Origin of the sequence: Stackebrandtia sp., from assembly GCF_035643755.1 — a bacterium.
Lineage (GTDB): Bacteria > Actinomycetota > Actinomycetes > Mycobacteriales > Micromonosporaceae > Stackebrandtia.
Genome location: NZ_DASQPW010000007.1, coordinates 1 through 13,160, shown reverse-complemented (window position 1 = coordinate 13,160; position 13,160 = coordinate 1). Strand labels below are relative to the sequence as shown.

Below are 13,160 nucleotides of genomic sequence, written 5' to 3'. Positions count from 1 at the left end.
ACCTATCGTCGCGGCTTCGGCTTCGGCAAGGTCATCGCGTCCACCGACCTGATCACCCGCCACACCACGACCCGCCAATACGACGCCGTGTTGACCTCGGGCGGCGGCGCCTCCGTGCAAGGCTGGGCCGCCCACCGCCCGGGGCGCCGCGCCGATCCCGGGGCCGCCGCCCTCGGCGCGGGCGCCCCCGCGTCCGACCAGTGGGTCAACCAGGTGGTCTCCTTGGCGCTGTTGGGATACGTGCTGCTCGGCGTCGGCAACAGCCTGGTGGCGGCGACGGTGCGGCGGCGCGGCGAGTTCGCGGTGCTGCGGCTGATCGGCGCCACCGGCGACCAGGTGCGCCTCATGATGCGGCGCGAGGCGCTCATCATGACGGCGATCGCCACGGGGGCCGGGCTGCTGCTGTCGGTCGTCCCCCAGTCGATCCTCGGTCTCGGACTGCTGGGGCTGCCGTGGCCGCAGGGTCCACTGTGGGTCATCCCGGGGATCGCCGCGCTGGTGGGCGCGATGGCCTATCTGGCCACCCTGCTGCCGACCCGGCGGGCGCTGCGCGAGCCCGCCACCACGGCGCTGGTGGGTGCCGACTTACCCCATCCGGGGCGGGGCGGTGGTGCCGCGCACCACCAGGCCGGAGTCGAGCAGCAGTTCGGCTCCGGCCTCTCGCGCGCCGTCCAGCTGTTCGTCGGCGGCCCGCACCGCCTCCTCGGCCAGCCGCGGGACGTCCTGGCGCACCGTGGTGAGGTCGATATGGGACAGCCTGGCGATGCGGCTGTCGTCGTAGCCCACGATGGAGATCTGCTCGGGGACGCTGATCCCGGCCCGCCGGAACACATCCAGCATGCCGATGGCGCACAGGTCGTTCCCCGCGAACACGGCGGTGGGCAGCCGCGGCAGCGCGAGCAGGGCGCCGGCGGCCGCCGCCCCGGACTCCTCGGTGTGGTCGCCGGTGATCACCCGCACCCGGTCCCCGAGGCCGTGGCCGCGCATCAGTTCGCGGTAGACGCGCCGCCGCTCCGCCGATCCCGGTCCCGAACCGCCGTCCACGTGAACGATCTCGCGGTGTCCCAGCCCGATCAGGTACTCCATCACCTCGCGCACGCCGGGGCGGTCGCGCGTGGTGACCACGTCCACCGGCTCCCCGCGCAGCCGACGGCTCACCACCACCGTCGGCACCCGCCGCCCCAGGGCCGCGATCTCCGCGGCGGGAATGATGGGCCCCAACAGGATCAGCGCCTCGCTGCGGTGCCCGATCAGCGCCTCGATGGCCTTGTGTTCGTCGCGCGCGGGCACGTGGGCGCTGAGCACGATGTCGTAGCCGCGTTCCTCGGCGGCCGGGTAGATGGTCTCCACGATGTCCACATGGAACGGATTGCGGACGGTGAACAGCACCCCGAGCATCCGGCTGCGCCCGCTGGCCAGAAGCCGCGCGGCGATGTCGGGCCGGTAGCCCAGTTCGGCGGCGGCCCGAAACACCCGCTCGCGGGTGCGGGCGCTGGCGCCCGGGGCGTTGCGGAAGACCAGCGACACCGCCGCGCGCGAAACGCCGACCCGCGCCGCCACGTCCGACATCGTGGGTTTTCGGGGACGCGGCGGTATGCCGCGGGCGCTGCCTGCCTTCTCGTCCATGATCAAAACTCGGGGGTCTGCGGATGTTGACATCGATGGTGCTCCATGCCATCGTAACGGGACTAGCGCGCGCTAGTAGCGCGCGTGAGCCGATGTGGACGAAAGATCCAGCAGTGAGGCTGGTGGAGGCTCCCATGCGCACACACCAAGGCGCCCCGGGCGACGGCTTCGACGTGTTGACCATGGGCCGGGTCGGCGTCGACATCTACCCCCAGCAGGTCGGCATGTCGCTGGAGGACGTCACCAGCTTCGGCAAGTTCCTGGGCGGCAGTCCCACCAACGTCGCGGTCGCCGCGGCACGCTACGGGCACAGCGCCGCCGTGATCACCGGGACCGGCGCCGACCCCTTCGGCAAGTTCGTCCACAAGGCACTGGCCGGGTACCGGGTGGACGACCGGTACGTGGTCACCGTGCCGGAGCTGCCCACTCCGGTGACCTTCTGCGAGATCTTCCCGCCCGACGACTTTCCGCTGTACTTCTACCGTTTTCCCAAGGCGCCCGACCTGGAGCTGACCGTCGGCGACGTGGACTTCGACGCGGTGCGCGCCGCCAAGGTCTTCTGGGTGACGGTCACCGGACTGTGCGCCGAACCCAGCCGCACCGCCACCCTGGAGGCGCTGCAGGCGCGCGACCGCCACGGCATCACCGTCCTGGACCTGGACTTTCGCCCGATGTTCTGGGACTCGCACGGCAAGGCCACGACCTGGGTGCGCGAGGCCCTGGAGCTGGCGACGGTGGCGGTGGGCAACCTGGACGAGACCGAGATCGCCGTGGGCACCCGCGACCCGCGCGAGGCCGCCCGGGCGCTGGTGCGGCGCGGCCTGAGCCTGGCGGTGGTGAAGCAGGGCCCCAAGGGCGTGCTGGCCGCCGACTCCTCCGGCGAGGTCGAGGTGGCGCCCGCGCCGGTGAAGGTGGTCAACGGCCTGGGGGCGGGCGACGCGTTCGGAGGCGCCCTGTGTCACGGGCTGCTGTCGGGCTGGGACCTGTTGCGCACCATGGCCTTCGCCAACGCGGCGGGCGCGGTCGTGGCGGGGCGGCTGTCGTGCGCCGATGCGATGCCCACACAGGACGAGGTGCTGGACAAGCTCGCCGAGGTGCGCGATGCGCGCTGAGGAGCTGCGTCGGCTCACCGACACCCGGCTACGCAACCCGTGCGCCATCACCACGGCGGCCGCGGTGCGCGAGCGCGCGGAGATCGCCGCCGGCGGCAGGCTTCTCATCGTCGCCGCCGACCATCCGGCGCGCGGCGTCACCCGCGCCGGGGCGGGGCGCGGCGACATGAGCGACCGGGCCGAGCTGCTGGATCGCCTGCGCGTGGCGCTGTCGCGCCCCGGGGTCGCCGGGGTGCTGGGCACCGCCGACATCCTCGAGGACCTGCTGCTGTTGGGGGCGCTGGATCGCAAGCTGGTGTTCGGTTCGATGAACCGCGGCGGCCTGGCCGGTGCCCGCTTCGAGGCGGACGATCGCTTCACCGGCTACGGCGCCGCGTCCATCGCCCAGTCGAGGTTCGACGGCGGCAAGATGCTACTGCGCGTCGACCTGGACGACGACCGCAGCGCCGCGACGCTGGAGTCGGCCGCCCGCGCCGTGGACGCGCTGCGCGCCCGGCAGCTGGTGGCGATGGTGGAGCCGTTCATGTCGAGCCGGGTCGACGGGCGGCTGGTCAACGACCTGTCCACCGACGCGGTGGTCGCGTCGGTCGGGATCGCCTCGGGCCTGGGCGGTTCGTCGGCGTACACCTGGCTGAAGCTGCCGGTGGTGGCGGACATGGAGCGGGTCGCCGCGGCCACGACGCTGCCGATCCTGTTGCTGGGCGGCGAATCCAGCGACGAGCCCGAGCGGCTGCGCGAGGAGTGGGCCCGGGCGCTGGACCTGCCCACGGTGCGCGGCCTGGTGGTCGGTCGTTCCCTCTTGTATCCCGCCGACGACGATGTCGCGGCGGCCACTGACGCGGCGGTGAGCTTGCTGTGAGACACAAACATCGTCACCACTGGCCCTCCGGCAGCACTCCGGACTATCCATACCGGACGGTCATCACGCCGGAGCTGGCCGAGTGGACCTACTGCGGGCTGCGGGTCCTGGGCCTGGCCCCCGACAGCACCCACGCGGTGTCCACCGGCGACGCCGAGACGCTGGTGCTGCCGCTGATCGGCGGCTGCGTGGTCGAGTGCGACGGCACCGCCATCGAGCTCGCCGGGCGCTCCAGCGTGTTCTCCCGCGTCACCGACTTCGCTTACCTGCCAAGGGATGCCGAGGCGACCATCACCAGCGTCGACGGCGGGCACTTCGCGCTGCCGTCGGCGCGCTGCGAACGACGGCTTCCCGTCCGCTATGGACCGGCCGAGTCCGTCCAGGTCGAGCTGCGCGGCGCCGGGCAGTGCAGCAGACAGGTCAACAACTTCTGCACACCGTCCACGTTCGACGCCGACCGGCTGATCGCCTGCGAGGTGCTGACGCCGGGGGCGAACTGGTCGTCGTATCCGCCGCACAAGCACGACCACGCCGGCCCGACCGAATCCGAACTGGAGGAGATCTACTACTTCGAGGTCGACGGCGGCGGCATGGGCTACCAACGGGTCTACGGCACCAAGGACCGCCCGATCGACGTGCTCGCCGAGGTGCGCGACGGCGACGTGGTGCTGATCCCGCACGGCTGGCACGGACCCGCCATGGCCACTCCCGGCTACGACCTGTACTACCTCAACGTGATGGCGGGCCCCGGCGAGCGGGCCTGGCGGATCAGCGACGACCCGGCGCACGGCTGGATCCGCGACACCTGGGAGGAACAGGAACTCGACCCCCGGCTGCCACTGACGTCCACACAGGAAAGCGAGATCCGGTGAGCACGATCCGGCTGACCACCGCGCAGGCACTGGTGCGATTCCTCGCCGCGCAATGGACGCGGCGCGACGGCGTTCGGCAGCGGCTGATCACCGGGTGCTTCGGCATCTTCGGGCACGGCAACGTGGCCGGGGTGGGCCAGGCCCTGCTGCAGGACGGCGAGGAGCTGGACCTGCCGTATTACCTGGCGCGCAACGAACAGGGGATGGTGCACGCCGCCGTGGCGTACGCGCGGATGCGCGATCGCCTGTCCACCATGGCGTGCACGGCGTCGATCGGCCCGGGTTCGACCAACATGGTCACCGGCGCGGCCCTGGCGACCATCAACCGGCTGCCGGTGTTGCTGCTGCCCAGCGACTTCTTCGCCACGCGGCTGCCCGACCCGGTGCTGCAACAGCTGGAGGACGGCCGCTCGGGCGACGTGTCCGTCAACGACGCGTTCCGTCCCGTGTCGCGCTACTGGGACCGGATCAACCGTCCGCAGCAGCTGATCCCGGCGGCGCTGGCGGCGATGCGGGTGCTCACCGACCCGGCCGACACCGGCGCGGTCACCCTGGCGCTGCCGCAGGACGTGCAGGCCGAGGCTTTCGACTGGCCGAGCGAGTTCTTCGACACCCGCGTATGGAACGTGCGGCGCCCGGTGCCCGAGCCCGAGGCGATCGACCGCGCCATCGAGTGCCTGACGGCGGCGCGGCGACCGCTGATCGTGGCCGGGGGCGGCGTGAAGTACTCGCTGGCCTGCGACGCGCTGCGCGACTTCGCCGACCGCACCGGCGTTCCCGTGGCCGAAACCCAGGCGGGCAAGGGATCGCTGCCGTGGGACCACTCCCGCTCGGTGGGGGCGATCGGCGCCACCGGCACCCGCGCGGCCAACGCTCTGGCCGCCGAGGCCGACGTGGTGCTGGGCGTCGGCACCCGCTACAGCGACTTCACCACCGCCTCCCACACCGTCTTCGCCGACCCGCGGGTGCGGTTCGTCAACCTCAACGTCGCCGCGCTGGACGCGGTGAAGCACAGCGCGGTGTCCATCGTGGCCGACGCGCGCGCCGGGCTGCGGGCGCTGACCTTCGCGGTGGGCGACTGGACCGCCGATCGGGACTGGACCCAGCGGGCCCGCGACCTGGCCAACGAGTGGCACCACGAGGTCGACAGGGTTCGCCACCTCAAGCACGCCCCGCTGCCCTCGCAGTCCGAGATCCTCGGCGCCCTCAACGACGCCGTGGACGAGGTCGACGTGGTGATCAACGCCGCGGGCAGCATGCCCGGCGACCTCCACAAGCTCTGGCGCTCAAGGGATCCCAAGCAGTATCACGTGGAGTACGGGTATTCGTGCATGGGCTACGAGATCGCCGCGGGCGTCGGCGTCAAGCTCGCCGAGCCCGACCGCGAGGTCTTCGTGCTGGTCGGCGACGGCTCGTATCTGATGATGTCCCAGGAGATCGTCACCGCGGTGTCGGAGGGATTGAGGCTCGTCATCGTGCTGGTTGACAACCGCGGCTTCGCCTCCATCGGTGGTCTGTCGCAGTCCCTTGGCTCCCAACGGTTCGGCACCAGCTACCGCTACCGCGACCCCGCGACGGGCCGACTCGACGGCGACGTGCTGCCCGTGGACCTGGCCGCCAACGCCGCCAGCCTCGGCGCGCGGGTGCTGCGGGCGTCCACGGTGGAGGAGTTCCGCGCGGCGCTCGGCGACGCCAAGGGCGGCGACGGCGTCACCGTGGTGTACGTGGAGACCGACCCGCGGGCGCCGTCGGCCGAGTCCAGCGCCTGGTGGGACGTGCCGGTGTCCGAGACGTCCACGCTGGAGTCCACCGCCGAGGCCAAGGTGGAGTATGACCGGGCCCGACAGGCACAGCGCCACTACCTGTGATCAGGAGATCGAGACCATGAACACCATCGAGCACTGGATCAACGGCGCCGCGACCCCGGGCGCGTCGCGGCGCACCTCCGCGGTGTGGAACCCGGCCACCGGGGAGCACCAGGCCGACGCGCGCCTGGCCGATCCCTCCGATGTGGACGACGCGGTGCGGGCGGCGCGGGCGGCCTTCGACTCCTGGGGCGAGGCCTCGCTGTCGACCCGGGCCCGGGTGATGTTCAAGCTGCGCGACCTCATCGAGCGCCACAGCGACGAGCTGGCCGCGATCGTCACCCGCGAGCACGGCAAGGTGCTGGACGACGCGCGCGGCGAGATCGCTCGGGGCCGCGAGGTCGTGGAGTTCGCCTGCGGGATCGCCGACGCCTTGCGGGGCGGGCATTCCGCCGAGGTGTCCGGCGGCGTGGACGTGCACTCGCTGCGCCAGCCGCTGGGAGTGTGCGCGGGCATCACGCCGTTCAACTTCCCCGTCATGGTGCCTATGTGGATGCACCCGGTCGCCATCGCCTGCGGCAACGCCTTCGTGCTGAAACCCAGCGAGCGCGACCCCTCGGCGTCCAATCTGATCGCCCAGCTGTACGCCGACGCCGGACTCCCCGACGGGGTGTTCAATGTGGTGCACGGCGACAAGGCCGCGGTGGACGCCATCTGCGACCACCCCGACATCGCGGCGGTGTCCTTCGTCGGCTCCACCCCGATCGCCCGCTACGTGCACGGGCGCGCCCAGCGCGCCGGCAAGCGCGTCCAGGCCCTGGGCGGCGCCAAGAACCACGCCGTGGTGATGCCCGACGCCGACGTCGACTTCGCCGCCGACCAGCTGTCGGCCGCCGCCTTCGGCTCGGCGGGGCAGCGCTGCATGGCGGTGTCGGTGGCGGTGGCCGTGGGGGCCGCCGCCGATCCCCTGATCGCGGCGCTGGAGCGACGCGCCCGCGGCGTGAAGGTCGGCGCGGGCACCGAGGCCGGCGTCGAGATGGGCCCGGTGGTGACCGCGGCGGCGCGCGAGCGCGTCGCCGGATACGTCGACTCGGGCGTCAAGGCGGGCGCCGAGGCGGTCGTGGACGGACGCGGCCTGTCGGTCGACGGCGACGGCTTCTTCATCGGCCCCACGGTGCTCGACCGCGTGACGTCCGATATGGACGTCTACCGCGACGAGGTGTTCGGGCCCCTGCTGGCCGTGGTCCGCGTCGACTCGATCGACGCCGCCATCGACCTGATCAACGCCAACCCGTACGGCAACGGCACCGCGATCTTCACCGGCGACGGCGAGGCCGCCCGGCGCTTCGAACGCCGCGTCACCGTCGGCATGGTGGGCGTCAACGTCCCGATACCGGTGCCGATGTCCTACTACTCCTTCGGCGGCTGGAAGGACTCGCTGTTCGGCGAGAGCCACATGCACGGCCCCGAGGGCGTGCGCTTCTACACCCGATTGAAGGTGGTGACCTCGCGGTGGCCGCGCTCGCGGCTCGACGCGGAGTCCCACCTGAACTTCCCGACGTCCCGGTGACACCGAAAGGCGACGACCATGACGACACGATTGAAGCTCGGCTCGGCGCCCGACTCCTGGGGCGTGTGGTTTCCCGACGACGACCGGCAACTCCCCTGGTCGACGTTCCTCGACGAGCTGTCCGAGGCGGGCTACGAGTGGCTCGAGCTGGGCCCCTACGGTTACCTGCCCACCGACCCGGCACGGCTGTTCGACGAGGTGGCCGCGCGCGGGCTGCGGGTCAGCGCCGGCACCGTCTTCGGGTCGCTGCACCAGCCCGAACTGTGGGACTCAATGCTGGCCACCACCCGCGCGGTCGCCGCGCTGGCGGCGTCCCAGGGCGCCGAGCACCTGGTGTACATCCCGCCGCTGTTTCGCGACGACAAGACCGGCGAGCTCCTCCAGTCGCCCCACTGGGGCGACGAGCAGTGGAAGACCGCGCTGCGCGCCGCCGACGAGCTCGGCAAGATCCTCGTCAACGACTACGGCGTGCGGCTGTGCCTGCACCCGCACGCCGACTCCCACATCCTGACCCAGCCCCAGATCGAACGGTTCCTGGACGGCACCGACGCCGCGCACGTGTCGCTGTGCCTGGACACCGGGCACGTCGCCTACGGCGGCGGCGACAACCTCGACCTGATCGCGCGCTACGCCGAGCGCATCGGCTACGTCCACATCAAGCAGATGGACCCCGAGATCCTCGCCCAGGTGGCGAAGGAGTCGCTGTCCTTCGGGGAGGCGGTGAAGCGCGGGGTGTGTGTCGAGCCACCCGCCGGTGTACCGAATCCCGCTACCATCGTCTCCGCGTTGTCCCGTCTGGACGCCGAGCTGTTCGTCATCGTTGAGCAGGACCTGTATCCGTGCGAGCCCGGGGTGCCGCTGCCGATCGCGGTGCGCACCAGGGACTACCTGCGCGGTTGCGGGATCGGCGCCCGGCACCAACGTCCCGCCCCCTCCTGAATCGAAAGGCCCGACATGAAACGCTCCTCCATGGCCACGGTCGCCGTGGCACTGACGGTGGTGACGGCCCTGTTGCTGTCCGCCTGTTCGTCGTCCGGCGGCAAGGACTCCGTGGACAAGGACGTCACCGGTCCACAGCAGACGATCGCCCTGATCACCCACTCCGCCAAGGGCGACACCTTCTGGGACATCGTCCGCGCCGGGGCCGAGGACGCCGCCGCCAAGGACAACATCAAGCTGAAGTACTACGCCGACCCCGAGGGCTCCGGCCAGGCCAAGCTGATTCAAAACGCCATCGACCAGAAGGTCGACGGCATCGCCGTCACCCTCGCCAAGCCCGACGCGCTGAAGTCCGTGCTGAAGAAGGCCGCCGACGCCAAGATCCCCGTGGTGGGACTCAACTCCGGCATCGACCAGTGGAAGGAGCTCGGGGCGCTGGAGTACTTCGGCAACGACGAGAGCCTCGCGGGCACCGCCTTCGGCAAGAAGCTCAACGACGTGGGCGCCAAGAAGACCCTGTGTGTGATCCACGAGCAGGGACAGGTCGCCCAGGAGGCGCGCTGCAAGGCACTCAAGGAGGCGTTCCACGGCAAGACCGTCATCCAGTACGTCGACGGCGCCAACATGCCCGACGTGAAGTCGTCCATCACCTCCAAGCTGCAGGCCGACAAGAAGATCGACTACGTCTCCTGCCTGGCCGCGCCGATCGCCATGACCGCGGTCAAGGCCGTGAGCTCGGCCAAGAGCAAGGCGAAGGTGGCCACCTTCGACACCAACAAGGAACTGGTCGGCGCCATCAAGGACGGCGACGTCCAGTGGGCCGTCGACCAGCAGCCGTACCTCCAGGGATACCTGGCGGTGGACGGGCTGTGGCTGTACAACACCAACGGCGACGTCTCCGGCGGCGGCACCCAGCCCGTGCTGACCGGCCCCGCCATCGTCGACAAGAGCAATGTGGACGACATCGCCAAGTGGGCGAAGAACGGCACCCGGTGAGGCGACGATGACTCAGACCACCTCCACCGCGCCGCCCGGCGCCGGATCACCGCGCGTGGCCCGGCGTTCGAGCGCGGTGCGGCTGCTGGTGCGCCCCGAGTTCGGCTCGCTGGTGGGCGCGATCGCGGTGTTCGCCGTGTTCTACGCGATGGCGCCCACCTTCCGCCAGGCCACGTCCTGGTCGACGATCCTGTACGAGTCGGCGACCATCGGGATCATGGCGGTCGCCGTGGCCCTGCTGATGATCGGCGGCGAGTTCGACCTGTCGGCCGGCGTCAACGTGATCGCCTGCGCCCTGTTCGGCGCCATGTTCACCTACCAGTTCACGCTGAACGTGTGGGTCGGGGTGTTGGCGGCGCTGTGCTTCGGCCTGGTGGTCGGCTTCGTCAACGGCTGGCTGCTGGTGCGCACCAAGCTGCCCAGCTTCCTGGTCACGCTGTCGACGTTCCTGATGCTGCAGGGCCTCAACGTGGCCGTCACCAAGCTGGTCACGGGAAGTACCGCGACCGACAAGATCTACGACATGGACGGCTTCGACTCCGCCCGGGCGCTGTTCGCCAGCGAGTTCACCATCGGCGGCGTGGACGTGAGCATCGCCGTGGTGTGGTGGCTGCTGTTCGTGGCGGTGGCGACCTGGGTCCTGTTGCGCACCAAGGTGGGCAACTGGATCTACGCGGCCGGGGGCGACTCCGCCAGCGCGCGCGCCGTCGGCGTCCCCGTCAACAGGGTGAAGATCGCGCTGTTCATGCTGGTGGGCGCCGCCGCCTGGTTCAGCGGCATGCACCTGCTGTTCGCGTACAACACCGTGCAATCCGGTGAGGGCGTGGGCAACGAGCTGCTGTACATCATGGCCGCGGTCATCGGCGGCTGCCTGCTCACCGGCGGGTACGGCACCGCGGTCGGCGCGGGCATCGGCGCGCTGATCTACGGCATGACCAAGCAGGGCATCGTCTACGCCGGTTGGGACGACAACTGGCTGATGTTCTTCGTCGGAGCGATGTTGTTGCTGGCCACGGTGATCAACGCGTGGGTGCGGCGCCAAGCGGGCAGGAGGTGAGCGGCGTGAACGATGAATCCACCGACGTGATCCGGCTCGAAGGCGTCGGCAAGACCTTCGGCAACATCACGGCGCTGTCGGGCGTGAGCCTCGCGGTGCCCTCGGCCGCCGTCACCTGCGTCCTCGGCGACAACGGCGCGGGGAAGTCCACCCTCATCAAGATCATGTCGGGCCTCCACCCGCACGACAGCGGAAAGTACCTTGTGGACGGCGATGAGGTCCGGATGTCCTCGCCGCGCGAGGCCCTCGACCGCGGCATCGCCACGGTCTACCAGGACCTCGCCCTGGTGTCGCTGATGCCCGTGTGGCGCAACTTCTTCCTCGGCTCCGAGCTCACCGTCGGCTTGGGACCGTTGCGCCGGCTCGACGTCGCGCGGATGCGCGCCGTCACCGACGCACAGCTGCGCAAGCTCGGCATCGCGCTGCCCGACATCGACCTGCCCGTCGGCAGCCTGTCGGGCGGCCAACGCCAGGTCGTGGCGATCGCCCGCGCCATCTACCTGGGCGCGAGGGTGCTGATCCTCGACGAACCCACCGCGGCCCTCGGCGTCAAGCAGTCGGGCGTCGTGCTGCGCTACGTCGCCGCCGCCCGCGAGGCGGGTCTCGGCGTCGTGTTCATCACCCACAACCCGCATCACGCCTACATGGTCGGCGACCACTTCGTGGTGCTCAACCTCGGCGAGGTCGAGCTCGACTCCCCCCGCGCGGGCCTGAGTCTGGACGACCTCACCCATCACATGGCTGGCGGCGCCGAGCTCGAGACCCTGCGCCACGAGCTCGACCGCCCGCCATCGCCCGAACAGGAGGAATGACAATGGTGGTCAACATCGGGGTCATCGGCACCGGCAACATCGGTTCCGACCACATTCGACGGATCACACAGGACTGCCACGGCGCCCGCGTCGTGGCGGTCAGCGACGTCGACGCCGACCGCGCCCAGGCGGTGGCCGCGACCGTTGACGCCAAAACCCTCTCCTCGGGCGCCGAACTCATCGCCCTGCCCGAGGTGGACGCCGTCCTGGTGTCCTCCTCGGGCCCCACCCACGCCGAATACGTCCTCGGCTGCCTGGACGCCGACAAACCCGTCCTGTGCGAAAAACCCCTCGCCACCACGGCCGCCGACTGCCTGCGCATCGTCGAGGCCGAACAGTCCCTCGGCCGCCGCCTGGTCCAGGTCGGCTTCATGCGCCGCTTCGACCCGCACTACCGCGACATGAAGCGGCTGCTGGACTCGGGCGACCTCGGCGAGCCCCTGATGATCCACTGCGTCCACCGCAACCCCTTCTCGGTCGAGGCCTACACCTCCCAGATGGCCACAAAGGACACGGCCATCCACGAGATCGACATCGTCCGCTGGCTCCTCGACGAGGAGATCACCTCGGTACAGGTCCTGCGCCCCAAGGGGACCACCCACTGCCACGACCACCTCGCCGACCCCCAGATCATGCTGTTCGCCACCGCCAGCGGCGTCCGCATCGACGTCGAGGTCTTCGTCAACTGCCAATACGGCTACGACATCCAGTGCGAAACGGTCGGCGAAACGGGCACCGCGAAGCTCCCCGACCCCGCCCAGGTCCTTGTCCGCTCGAACGCGACCCTCACCCAGCCGATCCCCCAGACCTGGAAGGAACGCTTCGCCGCGGCCTTCACCCTGGAACTCCAGTCCTGGATCGACGCCGCCGCCGACGGAACCGTCACGGGCCCCGGCGCCTGGGACGGCTACGCCGCCGCCGTGATCGGCGACTCCACGGTGGAGGCGCTGGACAGCGGCGAGATCCTCGCCGTCCCGATGCGACAGAAACCGGCCTTCTACATGTGACGTCACCCGACGGCACCAAGTGGTGAGTCGCCGCTACCGCGAATGGGGTTTCCTTTGATGCTTGGACATAGTGGACTGCGATAGTCATCAGGTCCGCTACAAGGTCGTCGCCAGGGTGGCTGGAATGGTGCCATCTCGGTATAGTCCGATTGGCGTGGAGCGAGCGGCATCGGAGGTGACGTGGAGTTCGGGATTCTCGGTCCGCTCGAAGTGAAGCGGGACGGCGAACCAGCCGCGATCACTGGCCGCCATCGCCCGAAGCTTCTGGGGACCTTGATACTCGATTCGGGGAATGTCGTCACGGTCTCGCGGTTGGTCGAGGTGCTGTGGGATGACGCTCCGCCCGCCACGGCGCGCCGTCAGGTCCAAAACGCGATGGCCGCGCTACGACGGGACCTGGGCGCCGTCATCGAGGCGTCGCGGGACGGGTATCGGTTGACCGCCGACGACGGCGACGTGGACCTGCGGCGTTTCGAGAGCCTGTCCCGCCAGGCGCGCAGCGCGC

Annotated in this window: 12 protein-coding genes and 1 pseudogene; 12 read left to right on the top strand and 1 reads right to left on the bottom strand. The window is 70.5% G+C overall.

What is annotated here, in order from left to right; all coding sequences use genetic code 11:
- Window positions 1-87: 87 nt before the first annotated feature.
- A pseudogene (locus VE172_RS25620) lies at window positions 88-498 on the top strand (FtsX-like permease family protein); the annotation flags it as partial.
- An 87-nt stretch (window positions 499-585) separates the two neighbouring features.
- Here VE172_RS25620 and VE172_RS00425 read toward each other — a convergent pair.
- Window positions 586-1,626 (bottom strand): LacI family DNA-binding transcriptional regulator, encoded by a 1,041-nt coding sequence (locus VE172_RS00425; protein WP_324795564.1) that lies wholly within the window; start codon window positions 1,624-1,626, stop codon window positions 586-588.
- Window positions 1,627-1,760: 134 nt separating this feature from the next.
- Here VE172_RS00425 and iolC point away from each other — a divergent pair, with 134 nt between their 5' ends.
- From iolC to VE172_RS00370, 11 genes are all read left to right on the top strand, one after another.
- The gene (iolC, locus tag VE172_RS00420) at window positions 1,761-2,738 is read left to right on the top strand and encodes a 5-dehydro-2-deoxygluconokinase (protein ID WP_324795561.1); all 978 of its coding nucleotides are present in this window, start codon (window positions 1,761-1,763) and stop codon (window positions 2,736-2,738) included.
- Window positions 2,728-3,597: a Cgl0159 family (beta/alpha)8-fold protein gene (locus tag VE172_RS00415; protein ID WP_324795558.1), complete on the top strand. Its 870-nt coding sequence runs from the start codon at window positions 2,728-2,730 to the stop codon at window positions 3,595-3,597. Before iolC ends, VE172_RS00415 begins: the two co-directional genes overlap by 11 nt.
- Window positions 3,594-4,469, top strand: a complete 876-nt coding sequence (gene iolB, locus VE172_RS00410; RefSeq protein ID WP_324795555.1) for a 5-deoxy-glucuronate isomerase — start codon at window positions 3,594-3,596, stop codon at window positions 4,467-4,469. The genes VE172_RS00415 and iolB overlap by 4 nt, the downstream gene beginning before the upstream one ends.
- Window positions 4,466-6,337, top strand: a complete 1,872-nt coding sequence (gene iolD, locus VE172_RS00405; protein ID WP_324795552.1) for a 3D-(3,5/4)-trihydroxycyclohexane-1,2-dione acylhydrolase (decyclizing) — start codon at window positions 4,466-4,468, stop codon at window positions 6,335-6,337. Before iolB ends, iolD begins: the two co-directional genes overlap by 4 nt.
- A 16-nt stretch (window positions 6,338-6,353) precedes the next feature.
- Window positions 6,354-7,844, top strand: coding sequence for a CoA-acylating methylmalonate-semialdehyde dehydrogenase (locus VE172_RS00400; RefSeq protein ID WP_324795548.1), 1,491 nt, complete (start codon window positions 6,354-6,356; stop codon window positions 7,842-7,844).
- A gap of 18 nt (window positions 7,845-7,862) precedes the next feature.
- Complete coding sequence (locus tag VE172_RS00395) at window positions 7,863-8,783, top strand: TIM barrel protein (protein WP_324795543.1); 921 nt, start codon at window positions 7,863-7,865, stop codon at window positions 8,781-8,783.
- A gap of 15 nt (window positions 8,784-8,798) precedes the next feature.
- A complete protein-coding gene (locus VE172_RS00390) occupies window positions 8,799-9,779 on the top strand; it encodes a substrate-binding domain-containing protein (protein ID WP_324795540.1) in 981 nt (326 codons plus the stop codon).
- Window positions 9,780-9,786: 7 nt separating this feature from the next.
- Window positions 9,787-10,836 (top strand): ABC transporter permease, encoded by a 1,050-nt coding sequence (locus VE172_RS00385; protein ID WP_324795537.1) that lies wholly within the window; start codon window positions 9,787-9,789, stop codon window positions 10,834-10,836.
- Window positions 10,833-11,648, top strand: a complete 816-nt coding sequence (locus VE172_RS00380) for an ATP-binding cassette domain-containing protein (RefSeq protein WP_349258204.1) — start codon at window positions 10,833-10,835, stop codon at window positions 11,646-11,648. Before VE172_RS00385 ends, VE172_RS00380 begins: the two co-directional genes overlap by 4 nt.
- Before the next feature lie 2 nt (window positions 11,649-11,650).
- The gene (locus tag VE172_RS00375) at window positions 11,651-12,655 is read left to right on the top strand and encodes a Gfo/Idh/MocA family protein (protein WP_324795531.1); all 1,005 of its coding nucleotides are present in this window, start codon (window positions 11,651-11,653) and stop codon (window positions 12,653-12,655) included.
- Window positions 12,656-12,967: 312 nt separating this feature from the next.
- A partial coding sequence (locus VE172_RS00370) for an AfsR/SARP family transcriptional regulator (RefSeq protein WP_414715043.1) occupies window positions 12,968-13,160 on the top strand: 193 nt, incomplete at its 3' end.